Here is a 17,490-nt window from a genome sequence, read left to right as displayed (position 1 = left end):
CACATGGCCGGTGACCTGGACATTGTCGGCACTGCGGCTGTCGACGTCGTCCCAATCGCTCCCAACTTCCACACCAAGTTGCAGGCGATTGTCCTCCCCGCCGCAACCCGTGTCGGGGAGGAAGCCGGCCGACGTCTAGGCGACGCTATGTCGCACCACATCGTGGTGGCCATACCCGACGCCGTGACCAATGGTGGCAAGGCCGCGCAGGCTGCCGCCACCCGGCAGGGCGACAACACAGGCGGCTCTTTCGCCCGTTCCCTGCGCGCCAAGCTGGAGCGCGCTTTCAAGGCCATGCCGAAGCTTGACGTGCGGCTCGGGGACACGGGTGTGGACGCGGAGCTTGCGCGCATCCGGGCCAAACTGGAGCAGCTCTCGAACAAGCGCGTCGGCATCGACATCGACGCTGCCACGGCGCGCGCGCAGGTGGAGCGGCTGGAGGCGGAACTCCTCCGTCTCGGAGCCGCGCACCCCAACGTCGCCGTCCGGGTCGACACGGCCGCCGCTCGCGCCGCCCTGGTGGAGATAAAGGAAGAGATCGACGCCGCGACTGCGGGTCCGCATCGCATCCGCATCGAGACGGACGGCTCCCTAGGGGCCCGCCTGCGTGCTGCGGTGCGTGAGGCGGAGGCGTCGCTCCCCAACGTCAATATCGACGCCGACACCACGCCTGCGCAGGTGGAGGTCGCACGTCTGCGTGCGCAGCTCACCGCCATGCGGGACGTACGCATCGGCATCGACATGGACGCCGCCACGGCGCTGGCCCGTGTCGAGCAGATCAGCGCGCGTCTTCAGGCACTTCAGACGCGAAACACCGACGTGGACGTCCGCGTCGACAGCGCTGCGGCGCTGGCTCAGCTCGCAGCGGTTCGTGCGGCCGTGGACGCGGTCGACGACCGGCACGTAGACCTGGATACGAGCAGCGCGACGTCGGGCGCACTGGGGCTGGCCGTGGCGCTAGGAGGTGTCATTGCGCTGCCGGCGATACCTCCGATCGTCGCAGGGATCGGGGCGCTCGCTGCCGCCCTGACGGCTGCCTCTGCTGCCGCAGGCGCTTTCGCTCTCGCCGCAATCCCGGCAATCAAGGGCGTGGCGACTGTCATTCAAGCGAAGAGCGCCGCGGAGAAGGAGGCTGCTGCCTCGTCCGCCGGTGCTGCTGCGGCCGACAACAAGGCTGCGTCGTCAGCGCTCCAGATGGCCTCAGCGCAACAGGCACTAACGGCCGCCCGCCGCAACGCTGCCCGCTCCATCGCGCAGGCCAACCGCCGCATCGAGGACGCGGAGCGCGCTCTTGGTCAGGCTGCCGCACGGGCGATGGACGAGCGGCGCCAGGCCGCGGAAGCAGTCGAGCGCGCGGAGCGCTCCCTAGCCGACGCGAAGAAGCAGTCTCGCGACGCTGAGCAGTCTCTGACTCAGGCCCGGCGTGACGCCGCACAGCAGCTCGCCGACCTGAACGACAAGCTGACTCAGAGCAAGCTCGACGAGCGCGACGCCGCCCTCCGCGTGCAGGAAGCCGAGCAGGATCTCAACAAGACGCGCGCCGACTACAACGCCGGCCGTGCCACGGAGCTTCAGCTCCAGCGTGCGCAGCTCGCCTACGATCAGGCGGTTGAGGCTGCGAAGCAGCAGAAGAAGGACTTCGCACAGCTCCAGAAGGACGCGGAGGCCGCGAAGAAGGCCGGCGTCGACGGTAACGAGGACGTCAAGCGCGCAGCCGATCAGCTCGCCGACGCTCAGCAGAACGTCCGCGATCAGGTCGCGGCCGTAGCAGAAGCTCATCGGAGCGCAGCCCGCGCGGAGGTCCAGGCCGCTCAATCGGTCGCGGATGCTCAGCGCGCTGTCTCCGACGCCGTGGAGAACGCTGCCAACACCCAGGTCCAGGCCGCGGAGTCCATTGCGTCCGCGGAGCGGGGCGTTGAGTCGGCCCGCCTGTCGGCAGCAAGGGCGACGGCCACCGGAACGACAAAAGCCGACGAGTACCGACAGGCACTCGCGAAACTGACACCGGAACAGCGAGCGCTGTACGACGCACTCGCGGGACCTACGGGGCTGACGGCCGCCTTCAAGGCATGGTCTAAGGAGCTACAGCCTGACGTCCTCCCTCTCTTCACGAGGGGCGTAAACGGCGCGAAGTCCAGCCTGCCGACTCTGACGCCGCTCGTCCTGGCAGCCGCCGACGCGATCGGCACGCTCATGGACCGCGCGAGCGCTGACCTGAAGCGTCCGTTCTGGCAGGGCTTCAAGGCGGACATCCGGGAGAACGCGGAGCCCGCAATCGTCGGACTCGGCGTGGCTTTCGGAAATGTCTTGAAGGGCATGGCGGGCATTGTCGACGCCTTCCTCCCGCACATGGATGGCATATCCAGCCGGATGCAGACCATAACCGGGCGGTTCGCTAATTGGGGCGCAAACCTCAAAGGCTCGCCTGAGTTTGAAAGCTTCCTGGCGTACGTCAAGGAGACGGCGCCTGGAGTCGCAGAGTTCCTCGGGGACCTGTTCGGGTCGATATTCGACCTGGCGAAGGCGCTGGAGCCTATGAGCCAGGTATCCATGGCGGTCCTCTCACCGCTCCTCGACGGCCTGTCGTGGATCTCGGAAAACGTGCCTGAGGTAGTCCAGATCCTGTGGGGGCTGTATGCCGTAAACAAGGCGATCGAGATCGGTATGAAAGCCTTCGGCATCGCCATGGGGATCTACAATACGGTTGTGGCGCTGGCCACCATCGAGACATGGAGTTGGGCCGCAGCGATCCAGGCGACGGGAATTGTCCCGCTCATTGAGCTGATCGTCGTCGCCGTTGCGGCCCTGGCACTCGGCGTCATCTGGGCATACAAGAACGTCGGCTGGTTCCGCACTGCCGTCGATGCCTCATGGAAGGCGATCCGCGTAGCAACAGACTGGCTGTGGACGCGAGCGCTGAAGCCGTTCTTCGGCTGGTTCAGCGACATTGTCGTCTGGCTCTGGGAGAAGGTCATCAAGCCGTACGTCGGCTTTATGATTGATTACTGGAAGCTCGTCGGCGACGTCATTCTGTGGCTGTGGCGAGTGATCATCAAGCCCACCATTGACGTAGTGGTCGGCTACTTCAAGTTCCTGGCTGACGTGGTCGTCTGGCTCTGGAAGGGCATTTTCAGCCCCATCTTCGGCTTCATCGGCGCTCTTATTGCGTGGTGGTACAAGAACATCGTCCTACGGTATTTCACTTCGGTCATCGAAGGGGCACGCGACGTCGGTGACGGCTTCGTGTGGCTGCACCGAAAGGCGGTCAAGCCGGCGATAGAGGCCGTCGTCGCTGTGGCGAAGTGGGCGTGGGAGAAGGGCATCAAGCCAGCCTTCGACAATATCCGGAGCGCGGCAAAGCTCGTCGGTGACGCTTTCGGCAGCGCCCGGGATGCGGTGAAGAAGCACTGGTACCAGGTGGCGAAGATCGCCGCTAAGCCGGTGAATTTCGTGATCGAGTGGGTCTACAACAAGGGCATCAAGGCTGTCTTCGACAAGGTGGCCGGTTTCGTCGGAATGGACCCGCTCCCCAAGGGCCCGAAGCTGCTCGACACCAACCCCAAGTTCCTCGCTGCCGGCGGTACGGTCGGCGACGGATGGGGCGTCGCACGGCCGATGAAGACGAACAAGCCGACGGCTATCGTCGGCGAGGGTGACCCTCGCTACCCCGAGTACGTCATTCCCACCGACCCCAAGTACCGGGGTCGGGCCAAGTCGCTCTGGCAGGCGGCCGGCGTCCAGCTTCTCGAAGACGGAGGGGTGCTCGGCGCGCTCGGCGGCGCGTGGGACTGGACGAAGGATCAGGTGTCCAGCGTCGCAAAGGGTGCCGTCGACTGGGCAAAGACCGGCGTCGACCTGATGACGAATCCGGGCAAGGTCTGGGACGCCCTGATAAAGCCGATCCTGGCCAAGGTCGCTGGCGGAGTCGGCTCCTCGACGCTCGGAAAGGCCGTCGGGAAGTACCCCGTGAAGATGGCAGCCGGCATCAAGGACAAGATCGTTGATGCTGTGTCCGGTCTCTTCTCCGTCGGTGGAGGCGGAGGCGGAAACGGCCCATGGGCGCGCCCCGTCAACGCACCGTTCGGCACCCTCTTCGGCGTGGCCGGCAAGATGTGGTCGTCAGGCCATCACACGGGCCTCGACTTCCCCGCTCCGACGGGCACGCCGATCTTCTCCGTCGCTCCCGGCAAGGTGGCGCAGGCGACGAGCGGCGGCCCGTACGGCAATCACGTCCTGATCAATCACGGTGGCGGACTGGCGTCCCTGTACGCGCACATGTCCCGCATGGCTGTCTCTGTCGGCCAGATCGTGACGCGCGCGCAGCAGATCGGCGCCGTCGGTGCGACGGGCAACGTCACCGGTCCGCATCTTCACCTGGAGGCGCGCCGCAACGGCGTGGCCATCGACCCCATGCCGTTCCTCTACGACGACGGAGGCTTCCTCCAGCCCGGCATGAACCTCGTCGCCAACGGCACGGGACACCCGGAGCCGGTCCTGACGTCGCAGCAGTGGGCGGACATCCGGGCGTCCAAGACGAGCGGTCCGACGGCGATTCACGCCGACGTCCGTGTCTTCGTCGGAGACCAGGAGATCACGGACATAGTCCGCACCGAGATCAACACCTATGACCAGCATGCCGCTACGGCACTCAACAACGGAAGGTGGCCCTGATGCCCGACACCACACCGACTGACCCGGTAGTGGTCCCGCCCATCGTGGACTATCCGACGGTGCCGGCCGACGAGCCTCCGCCCCCGGAGCCGGAGCCGACCGTCGGCGAGCAGGGTGGCGACGGCGGATGAGCGTATCCACCAACCTCCTCAGCGCCAACGTGGAGTCGGTGGAGACGGACGTCAGCGGGTGGACTGCGGGGGCGAACACGTCGCTCTTCCAGTCCACCCGCTATTACACGGGGACGAAGAGCCTCGGTATGACGGCGACGGCCGCCGGGTCCGTCACGGCCACCACGGCAACACGAGTCGCCGTGACCGTAGGTGAGGAGTACCAGGGGTACGCGTTCTTCGCGGGAATCACCGCAGTTGCCGACCGCACCACATACGTCACGGTCGACTGGTGGGCGGATGCGGTGGGAGGCACTCCGATCGCGTCCTCCACGGGTGCCGCCACCACCATGGCGAACAGCACGTCGTGGAACACCCCGCCACCGCAGGTCACGGCTGTGGCGCCGGAAGGCGCGCAGTACGCCTCCCTGACAGTGACAGTCACCGGCCTACCGGCGGGCGGTCAGGTCGCGGGGGACCTGTTCAAGCTGGGGCTCCCGTCGAACTCGTCACTCAACTTGTACCCGTACACCGCGACGTCGGTGGAGACGGACGCCACGGAATGGACCGGCCTGACGAACACGTCGGTGGGCCGACTGGCGATGGTGTCCCGTGAGGGCTGGTACTCCCTGTCGCTCACGTCCGTAGCTGCCGGGCCGATGGACGTCGTCGGTGTCCCGATAGCTTCGTCACCAGGAACGGAGCTGATGGGGCAGGTCAGCGCGCGAAGCGCTGCCGGGCCGATCCGCGTCGACCTGCGATGGTACGACGTGTCGGATGCGCTGATCGCGACGACGACCGGTATCGACTGGGCGCTGACTGACTCCGACTGGACGACGTGCCAGGTAGTCGGGACGGCTCCGGCCGGCACGGCGTTCGTCCGTCTCGCCCTCTGTCCGACGGCTACCGACGCTGGCCAGCTATGGACCTGCGACCTGATGCGGATTTTCGACTGCGCGACGGTCGGAGCCGCCGGGAATCTGCTGACGTACGAGGTCAGTGAATTCGAGGGTGGACTGAGCGACTGGCAGGTGTCAGGCGCAACGGCCTCACTGAGTAGCGACTACTACTACGGTGGTAGCTACTCCATGAAGGTCGTGGCGACCGGCGGAGACATGACCATCTCCCTGGAGACGACACCGACACAGCCCATCGTCCCCGGCCAGAGCTACCAGATGCGCGTTCCAGTGCGTATGCCGACGGTAACTCCCGCCCTGCGCACACGTCTTGAGTGGTTGGACAGCACCGGGAGCGCGCTGCGGACGAGGTGGCAGAGCTGGACGTCGGAGGGTGCGTCCGGATGGGTGTGGGGTCCCATGGGGGACATCGCTCCGGACGGTGCCGAGTCCATCCGCATCTCACTGGAGTACTCCGACCTGACGGCCGGGGACACGCTGTACGTCGATCGCGCGCAGTTCCTCGTAGGTGGTCTCACCGTATCCGCGGTGCCTGCGGGAGGCGGAGGCGCGCTGATCACCATGAACGGCCTGTCCTCGCGTGACCCGTCGTGGCTGTGGACCCTCGTCCGCCTCGACGCTGCGGGTACGAGCTACCCGGTCCGCGGGTGGTCGGGTGACCTGACGTCGCAGACGATCACTGGTGACGTCGCAGCCGTCACCGACTATGAGACGCCACTCGGCGTACCGATGCAGTGGCGCGTGTCGGTCAAGAACCCGTCCGGGTCTGGGTATCAGGACTACCTCTCCGACCCCCTGACGCTGGACTCCAGCCCTACAGAGGTCTGGCTGAAGGACCCCGGACTCCCGCAGAAGAATGTCCGGCTCGTCGTCCAGCCGCCGGTACCGACGTGGACGCGCTCCGCGCGCCAGGGGGTAGCCGTCGTCCGTGGACGCTCGCTGCCTGTCGTCATCTCAGATGTGCGTGGCGGAAGGGTCGGTGACCTGACCGTCGTCACGGAGACGGACGCCGACCGGCGAGCCCTTGACTGGGTTCTAGACGCCGGCGGACCGCTCCTCCTTCAGTGGCCTCCCGGGTGGGGCGAGGACGACATGTTCGTGTCCATCGGCGATGTCACGGCCGCGCCGGTCGCTGACTTCGCGGAGTTCCACGACCGGACATGGGTCCTGCCCTTGACGCAGGTGGACCGCCCGATCGGCGGTGTCACCGGAGACGCGGACCGCACGTGGCAGACCGTCAAGGACGGCGGCGCTACGTGGGCCGATGTCCTCGACGGAGTGACGTCCTGGCTCACCATACGCATCGGAGCGTGAGGCACCCGTGTACCCAGTCAGCGCACAGTTCCTCCAGGCCCTCGCCACGTCGCACACGATGCTGTCGAGGGTGGACGCCTACTACGGAGGCGTTCTCACGGCCGCCTCCCTGCCGATCGTCTCGGGCACGGTCACCGTCGACCGCGGAAGCAAAACGCGGAGGACCCTGTCCCTGACGGTGGCCGACCCCACATACATCCCGTGGGACGCCACAGACCCGCTCGCCGCCTATGGGCAACAGCTCGTCGTATCCCGCGGGATCCGGTTCTCCAACGGATCGGAGGAGTGGGTCCCGCTCGGAACATTCCGGATCAACGAGCCCGGCGGTGACGTTCATCTCGGCCCCGTGACGGTTACGGGCGCCTCAATGGAATGTGCGGTGATCGACGATGCATTCCAAGTGCCGTCCACAACGCGCGGTCTCGGAGGATGTGTCGACGCGATAACCGCACTCATCCGGGAATCGCTCCCCGACGCGACGGTAGTGAACTCCACGGCGGACTCTCGTAATCCATTGGTCGCCGTTGCCAACTGGGACGCGGGGAACGACCGCTGGGACGCCGTCGTTCAGATCGCAACGGCCATGCAAGCGGAAATATACGTTGACGCGCAGAACCGATTCGTAATCGCCGACCTACCCGACCTTATAAACGGCCCCGTTGCGTGGGATGTAGCGGAGGGAGAAGGCGGAACGCTGGTGTCTGCCGCGCGTTCCATGCCGAGATCGGGCGTTTACAACGCCGTTGTGGCATCAGGCGAAAACACGGCGCTCGGCACTGCGCCGGTAAGTGCAACGGCGAAAGACACTGACCCACTCAGTCCCACTAGATGGGGCGGCCCATTCGGTAAGGTCACGAAGTTCATTTCGTCATCCCTGTGGACGACGACGGGCGCGTGCCAGGCCGCAGCCGAGTACGAGCTATTCGACGCAGTGGCGCCTAGCGTGCGGGAGTCCGTGGACAGTTTGCCGAATCCGGCACTCGAAGGAAATGACATCGTCCGCCTTATCCGGGCGGGGCGGAAAACACGTGCCCTTGTCCAGTCGCTGACCATCCCACTCACACCCACGGAAGACTTCGCCCTGACCCTCCGAGGAAGTAAGGAGGACGCCTCGTGAAGACTCCTCGCCACCTCGTCGACGCAGTTCAGCGCCTCGTGGTGGTCACCGTAGACCAACGCGCAGCCTCGTGGGGGCTGGCCACCGTGACGGCCGTGAATGCGGACGGGACGGTCGACATTTCAACGCCGCGTGGACCTGTTGCGAGCGTCCGACGCCTCAAGTCCTATTCCTCGCCGGCCGTCAACGACGTCGTCAAGATTTCCAGGAACGCCGACGGCAACTGGATTGTGGACGGCGCGCTTGCATAAACCAAATTCCTCGACGCATTGGAGGCGTCCTCGCTATGCCACGTAACGACGGATGGGGCCAGAACATCCCCTACCCGGTGCTTGGTGATGCGCCGGATATCGAGGTCGCCACGCAGGAAATCGTAAACGGCATCGTTCCCCGCACGATCATGCGTTTCGCTGACGCCAACGCCCGCTCCGCAGCGTTGTCCGGTGAGGTGGCTCCCGCTCCGGGAATGATCACCTATCTGATAGCGGAGGACAGGTGGGATCGGCGGGACGGCGACGGTGTTTGGCGGCCGTTGAGCCCCGGACCGTGGAAGCCGTTGTCTCTGCTGGCCGGCTACAGCGCGAATTCCGGAACGCCCGGATATCGAATCGTGAACGGCGACGTTCATCTACGCGGGACCATTTCCAAAACGAATGGCAGTGCGCTCACAACGAACGATGTCACTCAGTTCGCAACGCTGCCAACGGAGGCGCGGCCGGTCGGTGGATCCCGGTTCTTCGTTGGGCCGACGCAGTGGACGACTAACGCCGGCGTGAGCTACATGCACGCACGGCTTGAGGCGTGGGCGGACGGCACGCTGCATTACCTTCTGCCGCTCGGGTCCCGAAGCGCCTGGGTGGGTCTCGACGGTATGCGCTACTCCATCGAGTGACCGCGTCCAGCACACGACTTCACACACGCCCCGCAGCGACGGGGCCTTTTTCATGCCTCAGGGAGGGCGACCATGGGTGAAATCTGGATCAAGGAAGCTGAGCGGATCGGAAGCGGCAACATCGGCGGTGCGATGGACACGCCGTCGGCTCCGCCCCGCGTCGTCTGGCACACCACGGAGAGCGGGGGAGGAGACGCCGCCTTCAGCGCGGTCGGCTCGTACCTGAGCCGGGTGTCGTCGGAGCCGCACATCCTCTACGACCCGACGACTGACCGTCTGGGGCAGTACGGTCCGCTGAGCGAGAGTGCGCGGGCGCTGAAGAACGACGGGTCGACGCGGACGAACCGCACCGGGCGCGTCTGCATTCAGATCGAGGTACTGGCCCACGCCGGCAAGCCGTTCACGGCGTACTGGAAGCCCGGACCCAACTTCCGCGCCCTCATGCGGGCCATACGGTCATGGGGCGTCCCGGATGTCTGGCCCGCCGGCTCCCTCGCCTCGTCCTACAGCGACAACGCGAGCCGCTCCCGCACCACGTGGGCCACGCAGGGCGGGCACTACGGGCACTGCCACGTTCCGGGCAACGACCACTGGGACCCGGGCAACATCGACCGTGCGGCGCTCCTCGCGGCCGGGGGCGAAGGCGGGACCACGCCTCAGGGCGGCACGTCCGGCCCCATCAGTGACTCCGTCGCCCGCTACCAGGTCACCATCAACGGCCTGACCTACGGCTACAACGCGTACGGTGACCACGTCACGTCCGTCGGACGCGCCCTCGTCGCGCGTGGCTTCGGGCGTCACTACGAGGTCGGTCCCGGCCCCCGGTGGTCGGACGCTGACACCCTGAACTACGCCGACTATCAGCGCTCCCTCGGATACTCCGGGTCGGACGCTGACGGCGTCCCGGGTGAGACCTCTCTCCGCGCGCTGCTGGGCACGCTGCCCGGCTCCTCGATGTCGGCCGCGAAGCCGTCGAAGCCCGTCGTCTCCCTGGCCCACCTGCTGACGGCCCGGCGCAAGGACATCCCAGCCCGCACCGGCCACACGACCTACAAGGCCGAAGTCCTCGTCGTTGAGCGCGCGCTCCAGGCGGAGGGACTCCTCGCCGCGAAGTGGGTCGACGGATCATGGGGGACGAAGACGGACGCGGCTTACGCGGCGTGGCAGCGTCGCTGCGGGTACCACGGGTCTGCGGCTGACGGCGTCCCTGGCATCGCGTCCCTGAGGCGGCTCGCCTCGAAGCGAGGGTTCACGGCGACCCCATGAGCCCTGAGATCACCGTCGCCATGATCACGGCAGCGTCAGTCATCGTCGCTGCCGTGGTCGCGGCTGTCCCCGCATTCCTGTCGCTCCAGCGTCGCACTGCCGGTGCTGTGGCGACGGAGGGAGTGGCGACCCGCGACGCAGTGGCCACGGCCATGGCGTCGCTCGGGTCCCGGCTCGACGCACGCATTGACGACGTGCGCGACGACATTGACGGCGTCCGAGAGGACGTCGCCCGGGTGCGTGAGTGGCAGGCGGGCCACGACGCGGAGCATCTGCTGATCGGCCGCCAGGAACCGAGAGGAGACGCATAGTGCCTGCGGTACCCGACGGCATCTCGACTGTCGTCCTGAGCGGCCGATTCGTCCGGCCGGACGGAACCCCGCTCGCAGGGACGATCACCTTCGAGCCGCCCGCAGCGCTCACCTACTCCAGCGCGGACGTCATTAGCGTCGGCTCGGCGGTGGCTGAGCTGGACGCGGACGGTGCCTTCGCAATCGTGCTGATGGCCACCGACGATCCGGGAGTAGATCCCACGGGGTGGACGTACACCGTCGTAGAGCGGCTGGCCCGCGCCACGGGGCGGACGTACCACCTTGCGCTCCCGGCGGCGACTCCGGCCGTCGACCTCGCGGACATCGCCCCGACGGACCCGGCCGGCGGAGAGTACGTCGTCGTCACCGGCCCTGCCGGGGCGGACGGATCCCAGATCATCTCGGGGACCGGTGCGCCAGACTCCGCCACGGGCGCGGACGGGGACTACTACATCGACACCACGCCCGGCGCTGTGACGTGGTACGGCCCGAAGGCGGGCGGCGCCTGGCCGGCGGGGACAGTGCTGACGGGATCCGGCAGCGCCCCTGTGACGTCAGTGAACAGCCAGACAGGGGACGTCGTCCTCGCTGCTGCCGACGTCGGAGCTGCGGCAACGGACGACACGAGGCTGAGCGACGCCAGGACTCCGACCGGCGCCGCAGGCGGCGACCTGGGAGGCACCTACCCGAACCCGCAGGTGACAGCAACAAACCTCTCCGCCCCTCTCCCCGTCGCACAGGGCGGCACCGGAGCGTCATCTGCCTCCGCGGCGCTGACAGCGCTGGGAGGTGTGGCCTCAACGGAGAAGGGCGTTGCGTCCGGCGTAGCCACACTGGGCACTGACGGCCGCCTTACCATCGGACAGTCCCCGACGCGGTCCGTCGTGAAGCCGAGTGACACCCCCCGAGACACGACCACGACACCCGCGGCGGATCCGGCCCTGACGCTCACGGTCGTGGCCAACGCGACCTACGACGTCGAGCTACTCGGCGTCTGGACAAGCGGCGGAGGCGGGCTGAAGGCGACGTGGTCCGTTCCGTCCGGGGCCACCATGGTGTGGACGGACAACGACGGCGTTGGCGTGGCATCGGCGAGCGGCTCCGTGACGTTCAACGCCACAACGGGAACGATGTTCAAGGGAACGCTCGTTGTCGGCGCCAACGCGGGATCGATCACATTCCTGTGGTCACAGAACTCCTCCAACGCGTCCCCGACCACGCTGAAGGCGGGCAGCTCCCTCAAGCTGACCCGGCTGTCCTGACAAAAGATCTTCCACCCTCGCGTCACATTCTCCGATCTGCGCCCCATTACCTCTGTGAGACCACACGGAGGAGGAGCGGATGAACGTTGGCATCATCGGCCGCGCACGGTCCGGCAAGGACACCGCGGGGCGGTACTTCGTCGACGGCCACGGTTACCGCAGGGTGGCCCTGGCCGACCCGCTGAAGGAGGCGGCGCTCCGGCTGGACCCGATCGTTGACCTGGCGGAGCACGGAGACTACAGCGTCGACCTGTCCACTGTCGTGGCGGACCTCGGCTGGGAGGGGGCCAAGGATGCACACCCCGAAGTACGCCGCATCCTCCAGGAGTTCGGCGCCGCGATCCGAGCCCTCGACGAGGACTTCTGGCTGCGCGCGGCTCTGAAGAAGACGCAGGAGATCAACGACTATGGCGTCCCCGTCGTGATCACCGACGTCCGGTACCACAACGAAGCCGCCTCCCTCGTCCGCGCCGGCTTCCACCTGATCCACATCGACCGCCCCGGCGTTCCGCAGCTCGACCACGAGTCGGAGCGATCCCTCGGCCCGGAGGACGCCCGCTACCTCGTCCGCAACGACGAGGACCTCCCGGAGCTGTATGCCCAGCTCGGGCGAGTCTGGGACGAGATCTACGCCCTGGAGTCCGCCCGGTCGCTCCACGTCCACTAACGAAAGGCACTCATGCGCGCGCTCTTCGACTACGTCCACCGCCTCACCCTCCGCGCCTACGTGGCGCTCCAGATCTTCGCCGCACAGGAGCCCGTCCGGCTGCGTGCCGGCCTCGTCGCCGCACTGACGGCCGCAGCGCTCTACGTCCCGGCCCTGAGTGGCCCCGGCATCGTGGAGAAGGCGGCGACGGTCGGCGTCGTCCTGCTGCCGATCCTCGTCGGCGAGTCGGCGAGGAAGCGAGTCACACCGACGGAGTGATGCATCGCACACCATAGGTCTACACCTCAAGCCCCCGTGTCCCACCTGGGATGCGGGGGCTTTTTTGCGTTTGGGGGACCATGAGTCGACTCACGCAGCCCTGCCTGAAACTGACTGGGGCGGCCGACATACCCCCTACACTGCGCGCATGCCGACCTCACCCGGCCCGCTACTCGCCACCCTGACCGCCCTATGGGAGCGGCTACGGAGCGACGTACCGGAGCTACCACCCGTACGACTGATCATCTCTCCGACCTCGCGAAGAAAGGACCATGGCCCGGAGCGATGGGCCGTGGACAACGACGGCACCGTCACGGGCTTCGTCATCAATGTGGACATCCTCCAGGCGGGGCCAGACGCCACGCTGACCATGATCCTGCACGACGCCGCGCACCTGTTGGCGTGGCGTCGTGAGATCGCGGACACCACCATGCGCGGGGCTTATCACAACCGGGAATTCCTGACCGTCGCTGACGAGGTCGGGCTTCGATGGCCCCCTCACGCACCCCGGGGTGCAGGCGTCGGGTATGCCGACGTGGAGCTGACGGAGGAGGCCCGGACGAGATATGCGGACGGCCTCGCCGCACTGACAGAGGCCATCCCCCTCACCCTTCCGCATCTGGAGCTGCCCAAGACGACGACAGGGCGCGTCGACCGGTTGACGCTGAAGTGCCAGTGCGACCCGCCGCGGAGCTTCCGCATGTCACAGACTGTTGCCGCACAGGGGCCCGTCATCTGCGGTGTTTGCGGTAAGGAATTCACGTCGTGATGATCGCGTCCTCCTACTGTGCGGTAGGGTCTACTCAATGTCAGTGGTTCACGGTACTGTGCTCCGGGCAGCCGTGCGTCGTGGAGAGGCCGTGATGAGTCCGAAGGACGTAGCACGTCGGGAGACGTCGACTGCGCTCACGTGGGGGTCGGCGAAGGATCTGCCGCAACTTGAGCTGGACGACCTGAAGGACGAGACAGAGGAATCCCTCGTCGCGCGTGGCGCGACCTACGTGCGGGAGATCGTCCGCATTGAGAACGCAACGACGATCCTCTACAAGAACGTGGCCGTCACCCTGCTCGCCCTGCGCCGGCAGATGGGTGACTGGCGCGGCGAGGGATACGAGTACCGCCAGAAGGTCAACGAGATGTACCGGCAGGCGGGCATCGACGACGACCCTGACAGTAAGCGAATCAAAGGCAACGTCCGATGGCACGTCGGGAACGCGCTGCGACGCTACCTCACGCCACGTGAGCTGAAGCGTGCCGGCCTCCTCCCGGAATCTCCCCTGGAGCGGGGCCAGGACAACCGCGCCACGCAGTCAGCGATCGTCCGGGCTACTCGGGCAATCGCAGCAGCGGAGCAGCCCAAGCCGGCGAAGTCGTCGGAGAAGGCGCCGCGCGGCGAGGTGAAGGCCGACGCAGTTCCGTCAACTCTGACGGGGGCGGAGGTCAAGGCGACGGCCGATCAACTACGCCTCGCACAGGTTGCGAGCGGCATCCTGGCGCAAATGTCAGAGGGCGCCATCGCTGACGACATGACGCGCGGGCAGCGCACGACGCTGGACAAGCAGCTAGCAGCAATGGAGGAGCGCATCCGCGCCCTCCGGGAGCTGACGCAGGCCAAATCGCGCTCCTGACCGTCGGCCGGCGTCCTCCTCCCTCTCCGGACAGACTGAGTGCCAAAGTGTCGAACTAACCCCTACTTTCTACTTCTCTTAACGCGCGTTAGAGAGAAAGAAAAAGACGGGTTAGTTCGACACTTTGGCATGCGGTCTGGCCACGGCGGAGGAGGCGGAAGTTCTTCGACGGCCAGCGTCACATCTGGCCATCTGCGCCCCATAACCCTGGTGTAGGCAACGACACTGGGAGGCCGGATGGCCGGAGTATCGACGATCAAGCGCGGCGGGAGCCGCTTCTACATCGATCCTGACGACGGGGGCGTCAAGGTTCCGGGCGTGACGAGCGTCGGCAACATGCTGCCGAAGGACTACCTCACGTTCTGGGCTGCGAAGGAGTCCGCGGAGGCGGCTGTCACCAACTGGGATGTCGTCTCGGAGCTGTGCAAGCGCGACCCGGCCGGCGCAGTCGACTACCTCAAGAACGCGCACAGGCGGAAGAGCAAGGCGGCGACGGACCTGGGCAGCGCGGCGCACGACTACTTCGAGCGCCTGGCCCGAGGGGAGGTCGTCCACGACCGGCACGTCCACATGGACGTCAAGCCGCACGTGCGCTGGTTCCGCGAGTTCCTCGCGGAGATCCAGCCTCGCTTCCTCCACCTCGAAGAGACGGTCTGGAGCGACGAGCACCGCTACGCGGGATCCTTCGACGCCATCGCGGAGGTGGACGGGGAGACGGTCATTCTCGACTGGAAGACGTCCGCCCGGGTCTACGACTCCGTGGCGCTCCAGCTCTCCGCTTACCGCTACGCCGACCGCATCATCCTGGCAGGGTCCGGGGATAGCATCCCCGTCCCGGAGATGGCTGGCGGAGCCGTCCTCCACGTCCGCCCGGAGGGCTGGAGCCTCGTCCCGGTCAAGTGTGACCGGGAGATCTTCGACCACTTCCTGTCCCTGCGGCACACGTTCGACTGGGAGACGGTGACGAAGAAGCGGGTCGTCGGCAAGCCCATCGCGAGCGGTGGAGAATTTGTCACCGGCACTCAGCGGAGGGCGGCGTGATCGTCGGCGAGATGATGTCTGCGTTCGAGCGAGCAAAGCGACGCTACGCGTCCGGCCCCGGCTCCTACAGCCCCTTGGAGGCGGAGGCGCTGGGAGTTGTGGCGGGGCTGGAGAAGGTGGCCCTCGAAGCCGTCTACGCAGAGAACGAGTCCGGTGGCCACGCCCGCAAGGTCGTCGCTGACGTCGCCCACGTGCTGGGTGTCGACATCGACGAGGGCGACGGGCACCGCTGGGACCCGGACCACATGGCGCGAGTTGTCGCCGTGGCCGACAAAATCCGCGACGAGCGCGACGAGGCCAGGGAACAGGCGGAGTTGTGGCGCAAACTTGCTGAGCGCCAGGACGACACCGCCCCTATCCGCCGCGAACTGCGCATCGCCGAGCGCGAGCGCGAGGAGCTGAAGCGCCGCCTGGAGTACGCGCAGTACCAAGTACGCGCGCTCTCAGAGAGCGACACGGACAACGCCGACGAGCTGAAGGCCGTCATCATCAGCCAGGCGCGGGAGATCACGCGACTGAAGGGGGAGAGCGAGTGAGCATCGTCGACCTGTGGGACCGCGTGAACTACGGCGGACACATCGACCATGGCGATGAGGCGCAGATTCCGCCGGCTGTAGCACATCTCCTGGAGGGCCTCGTCGGCGATGTCCAGGCACTCATGGAGGCTGCGAAGCAGCAGCAGACCACCGAGACCGCCCCCATGTCCCGCGCCGACGCCCTGAAGCTCGCCCGTGAGCACGTGGAGGCCATGAGCACCAACGCCCGTGGCTACCAGGACGGTGTGAAGCTGTCCGACAAGGTGAGCGCGATGAACGCGTTCGCGCGGTTCCTGATGGGAGAGAACGAGTGACGCGGGAGAGCAACCCGGCCACGATGCTGGGCGCGTGCCTGGCCGTCCTACTGATCCTTCCGTTTCAGGCGTGGCTCCTCATGCTCGTACTGGGCGCCGTGCACTCCGTGGCGGCCGTCGTGCCGGCGGTCGGCTTCGGGACGGCAGTCCTGTTCGTCATCGGCCTGAACATGCTGACCGGGTACGCCCGGAGGATCCTCGGCCGCAAGTAACGCCAGTCACACACGCGGGGCGTCCACGCCGGGCGCCCCGCTTCGCATGCATGGAGGAGAGAGAATGCACGAGTTTCGCGAGTGGCCCAAGACGAAGCGGCTCTTCCGGGACATCGTCGTGACGGAGAAGATCGACGGGACGAACAGCGCGATCCATCTGACGACTGTCGCTGACTGGGAGGCGGAGCTGATCCGGTCCATCCCTGGTGACGGCAGCCTCCACGTGGTGGAGGTCGACGGCGTGAAGTGGGCCGTCTCCGCGCAGTCCCGGCGCCGCATCATCACCCCCGGCAAGACGACGGACAACTACGGTTTCGCCGGCTGGGTGTACGACAACGCGGAGGCGCTCGTCCGGCTCCTCGGCGAGGGCCTCCACTTCGGCGAATGGTGGGGGAGGGGGATTCAGCGGGGGTACGGGCTGAACGAGCGGCGGTTCAGCCTCTTCAACACGGAGCGGCACGGATGCGTGGACGCCTCTGTCGGGAGCGTCCACGTCCGGCCGGTGCCGAAGACGTACGAGGGTGTCTTCAGCGAGGAGGCCATCACGAACGAGCTGACGAACCTCCGTCACCACGGCTCCGTTGCCGCCCCCGGCTTCCCCAACCCTGAAGGCATCTGCGTCTACCACTCCCAGTCCCGCAACGTCTACAAGGTCACGCTCGACAACAACGACGCCGGCAAGTGGGAGGCAGCAGCGTAAGCGGATCCGCCGGGGGAGCGGGGGTCGTCGTCCTCGTCGTGCTCCTGCTGCTACTCGCGTCGAGCAGGGACAGCGGGGGCGGGGAGTGATCGAAGAAGGCCCGACCGAAGTCTCCGGCGTCCGCGGGGAGACCGAATGCCCGCGCTCCCACGACGACATGGAGGAGTACCCGTGCCACGTCTGTGGCGCTGACGTCTAGCGCCAGCCACACACGACCCACCTCGCCCCCGGTTGCCACGGCGCCGGGGGCTGAGTGCGTAGGAGCACTGAGAGG

At 66.8% G+C, this 17,490-nt stretch carries 18 protein-coding genes; all 18 read left to right on the top strand.

All coding sequences use genetic code 11. From position 1 onward, the window contains the following. The first annotated feature begins 3 nt into the window (after positions 1–3). The 18 genes from AC3ET3_RS30645 to AC3ET3_RS30560 all read left to right on the top strand — a co-directional run bounded on the left by AC3ET3_RS30645 (position 4) and on the right by AC3ET3_RS30560 (position 17,216). Positions 4–4,671, top strand: coding sequence for a peptidoglycan DD-metalloendopeptidase family protein (locus AC3ET3_RS30645; protein WP_435613290.1), 4,668 nt, complete (start codon positions 4–6; stop codon positions 4,669–4,671). Then, the gene (locus AC3ET3_RS30640) at positions 4,671–4,802 is read left to right on the top strand and encodes a hypothetical protein (protein ID WP_432157764.1); all 132 of its coding nucleotides are present in this window, start codon (positions 4,671–4,673) and stop codon (positions 4,800–4,802) included. Before AC3ET3_RS30645 ends, AC3ET3_RS30640 begins: the two co-directional genes overlap by 1 nt. Then, complete coding sequence (locus AC3ET3_RS30635; protein ID WP_435613289.1) at positions 4,799–7,012, top strand: hypothetical protein; 2,214 nt, start codon at positions 4,799–4,801, stop codon at positions 7,010–7,012. Before AC3ET3_RS30640 ends, AC3ET3_RS30635 begins: the two co-directional genes overlap by 4 nt. 70 nt (positions 7,013–7,082) lie before the next feature. After that, on the top strand, positions 7,083–8,129 hold the full coding sequence (locus tag AC3ET3_RS30630) for a DUF5047 domain-containing protein (protein ID WP_432157766.1): 1,047 nt from the start codon (positions 7,083–7,085) through the stop codon (positions 8,127–8,129). Beyond that, the gene (locus AC3ET3_RS30625; RefSeq protein ID WP_435613288.1) at positions 8,126–8,380 is read left to right on the top strand and encodes a hypothetical protein; all 255 of its coding nucleotides are present in this window, start codon (positions 8,126–8,128) and stop codon (positions 8,378–8,380) included. The genes AC3ET3_RS30630 and AC3ET3_RS30625 overlap by 4 nt, the downstream gene beginning before the upstream one ends. Before the next feature lie 35 nt (positions 8,381–8,415). Continuing rightward, positions 8,416–9,021, top strand: a complete 606-nt coding sequence (locus AC3ET3_RS30620; protein ID WP_432157768.1) for a hypothetical protein — start codon at positions 8,416–8,418, stop codon at positions 9,019–9,021. 72 nt (positions 9,022–9,093) lie between these two features. Next, positions 9,094–10,287 carry a peptidoglycan-binding protein gene (locus tag AC3ET3_RS30615; protein WP_435613287.1) on the top strand — a complete coding sequence of 398 codons (1,194 nt, stop codon included), beginning with the start codon at positions 9,094–9,096 and terminating at the stop codon, positions 10,285–10,287. Beyond that, positions 10,284–10,598, top strand: coding sequence for a hypothetical protein (locus AC3ET3_RS30610; protein ID WP_432157770.1), 315 nt, complete (start codon positions 10,284–10,286; stop codon positions 10,596–10,598). Before AC3ET3_RS30615 ends, AC3ET3_RS30610 begins: the two co-directional genes overlap by 4 nt. Then, positions 10,598–11,860 carry a hypothetical protein gene (locus tag AC3ET3_RS30605; protein ID WP_435613286.1) on the top strand — a complete coding sequence of 421 codons (1,263 nt, stop codon included), beginning with the start codon at positions 10,598–10,600 and terminating at the stop codon, positions 11,858–11,860. Before AC3ET3_RS30610 ends, AC3ET3_RS30605 begins: the two co-directional genes overlap by 1 nt. A 79-nt stretch (positions 11,861–11,939) precedes the next feature. Then, positions 11,940–12,527: a deoxynucleotide monophosphate kinase family protein gene (locus AC3ET3_RS30600; RefSeq protein ID WP_435613285.1), complete on the top strand. Its 588-nt coding sequence runs from the start codon at positions 11,940–11,942 to the stop codon at positions 12,525–12,527. A 12-nt stretch (positions 12,528–12,539) separates the two neighbouring features. Beyond that, a complete protein-coding gene (locus AC3ET3_RS30595; protein ID WP_435613284.1) occupies positions 12,540–12,785 on the top strand; it encodes a hypothetical protein in 246 nt (81 codons plus the stop codon). A gap of 292 nt (positions 12,786–13,077) precedes the next feature. After that, a complete protein-coding gene (locus AC3ET3_RS30590) occupies positions 13,078–13,554 on the top strand; it encodes a hypothetical protein (protein WP_432157774.1) in 477 nt (158 codons plus the stop codon). A gap of 94 nt (positions 13,555–13,648) precedes the next feature. Further along, positions 13,649–14,413: a hypothetical protein gene (locus AC3ET3_RS30585; RefSeq protein WP_435613283.1), complete on the top strand. Its 765-nt coding sequence runs from the start codon at positions 13,649–13,651 to the stop codon at positions 14,411–14,413. A 237-nt stretch (positions 14,414–14,650) separates the two neighbouring features. Then, positions 14,651–15,454 (top strand): hypothetical protein, encoded by an 804-nt coding sequence (locus AC3ET3_RS30580; protein ID WP_435613282.1) that lies wholly within the window; start codon positions 14,651–14,653, stop codon positions 15,452–15,454. A gap of 11 nt (positions 15,455–15,465) precedes the next feature. Continuing rightward, positions 15,466–15,990 (top strand): hypothetical protein, encoded by a 525-nt coding sequence (locus tag AC3ET3_RS30575; RefSeq protein WP_432157777.1) that lies wholly within the window; start codon positions 15,466–15,468, stop codon positions 15,988–15,990. Beyond that, on the top strand, positions 15,987–16,304 hold the full coding sequence (locus AC3ET3_RS30570) for a hypothetical protein (RefSeq protein ID WP_432157778.1): 318 nt from the start codon (positions 15,987–15,989) through the stop codon (positions 16,302–16,304). The genes AC3ET3_RS30575 and AC3ET3_RS30570 overlap by 4 nt, the downstream gene beginning before the upstream one ends. Beyond that, positions 16,301–16,516, top strand: a complete 216-nt coding sequence (locus AC3ET3_RS30565) for a hypothetical protein (protein ID WP_432157779.1) — start codon at positions 16,301–16,303, stop codon at positions 16,514–16,516. The genes AC3ET3_RS30570 and AC3ET3_RS30565 overlap by 4 nt, the downstream gene beginning before the upstream one ends. 64 nt (positions 16,517–16,580) lie before the next feature. After that, positions 16,581–17,216, top strand: a complete 636-nt coding sequence (locus tag AC3ET3_RS30560; protein WP_435613281.1) for an RNA ligase family protein — start codon at positions 16,581–16,583, stop codon at positions 17,214–17,216. Positions 17,217–17,490: the final 274 nt, after the last annotated feature.

The organism is Streptomyces sp. bgisy159 (assembly GCF_057707805.1).
The sequence above is the reverse complement of the archived record's forward strand: the minus strand, read 5'-3'. Positions and strand labels throughout refer to the sequence as shown.

Excerpts from the sequence above, each read along its gene's own strand:
- AC3ET3_RS30620 (WP_432157768.1), top strand. The coding sequence starts at position 8,416 with ATGCCACGTAACGACGGATGGGGCCAGAACATCCCCTACCCGGTGCTT.
- AC3ET3_RS30600 (WP_435613285.1), top strand. The coding sequence starts at position 11,940 with ATGAACGTTGGCATCATCGGCCGCGCACGGTCCGGCAAGGACACCGCG.
- AC3ET3_RS30645 (WP_435613290.1), top strand. The coding sequence starts at position 4 with ATGGCCGGTGACCTGGACATTGTCGGCACTGCGGCTGTCGACGTCGTC.
- AC3ET3_RS30635 (WP_435613289.1), top strand. The coding sequence starts at position 4,799 with ATGAGCGTATCCACCAACCTCCTCAGCGCCAACGTGGAGTCGGTGGAG.
- AC3ET3_RS30560 (WP_435613281.1), top strand. The coding sequence starts at position 16,581 with ATGCACGAGTTTCGCGAGTGGCCCAAGACGAAGCGGCTCTTCCGGGAC.
- AC3ET3_RS30580 (WP_435613282.1), top strand. The coding sequence starts at position 14,651 with ATGGCCGGAGTATCGACGATCAAGCGCGGCGGGAGCCGCTTCTACATC.
- AC3ET3_RS30610 (WP_432157770.1), top strand. The coding sequence starts at position 10,284 with ATGAGCCCTGAGATCACCGTCGCCATGATCACGGCAGCGTCAGTCATC.
- AC3ET3_RS30640 (WP_432157764.1), top strand. The coding sequence starts at position 4,671 with ATGCCCGACACCACACCGACTGACCCGGTAGTGGTCCCGCCCATCGTG.
- AC3ET3_RS30585 (WP_435613283.1), top strand. The coding sequence starts at position 13,649 with ATGAGTCCGAAGGACGTAGCACGTCGGGAGACGTCGACTGCGCTCACG.
- AC3ET3_RS30595 (WP_435613284.1), top strand. The coding sequence starts at position 12,540 with ATGCGCGCGCTCTTCGACTACGTCCACCGCCTCACCCTCCGCGCCTAC.
- AC3ET3_RS30575 (WP_432157777.1), top strand. The coding sequence starts at position 15,466 with ATGATGTCTGCGTTCGAGCGAGCAAAGCGACGCTACGCGTCCGGCCCC.
- AC3ET3_RS30615 (WP_435613287.1), top strand. The coding sequence starts at position 9,094 with ATGGGTGAAATCTGGATCAAGGAAGCTGAGCGGATCGGAAGCGGCAAC.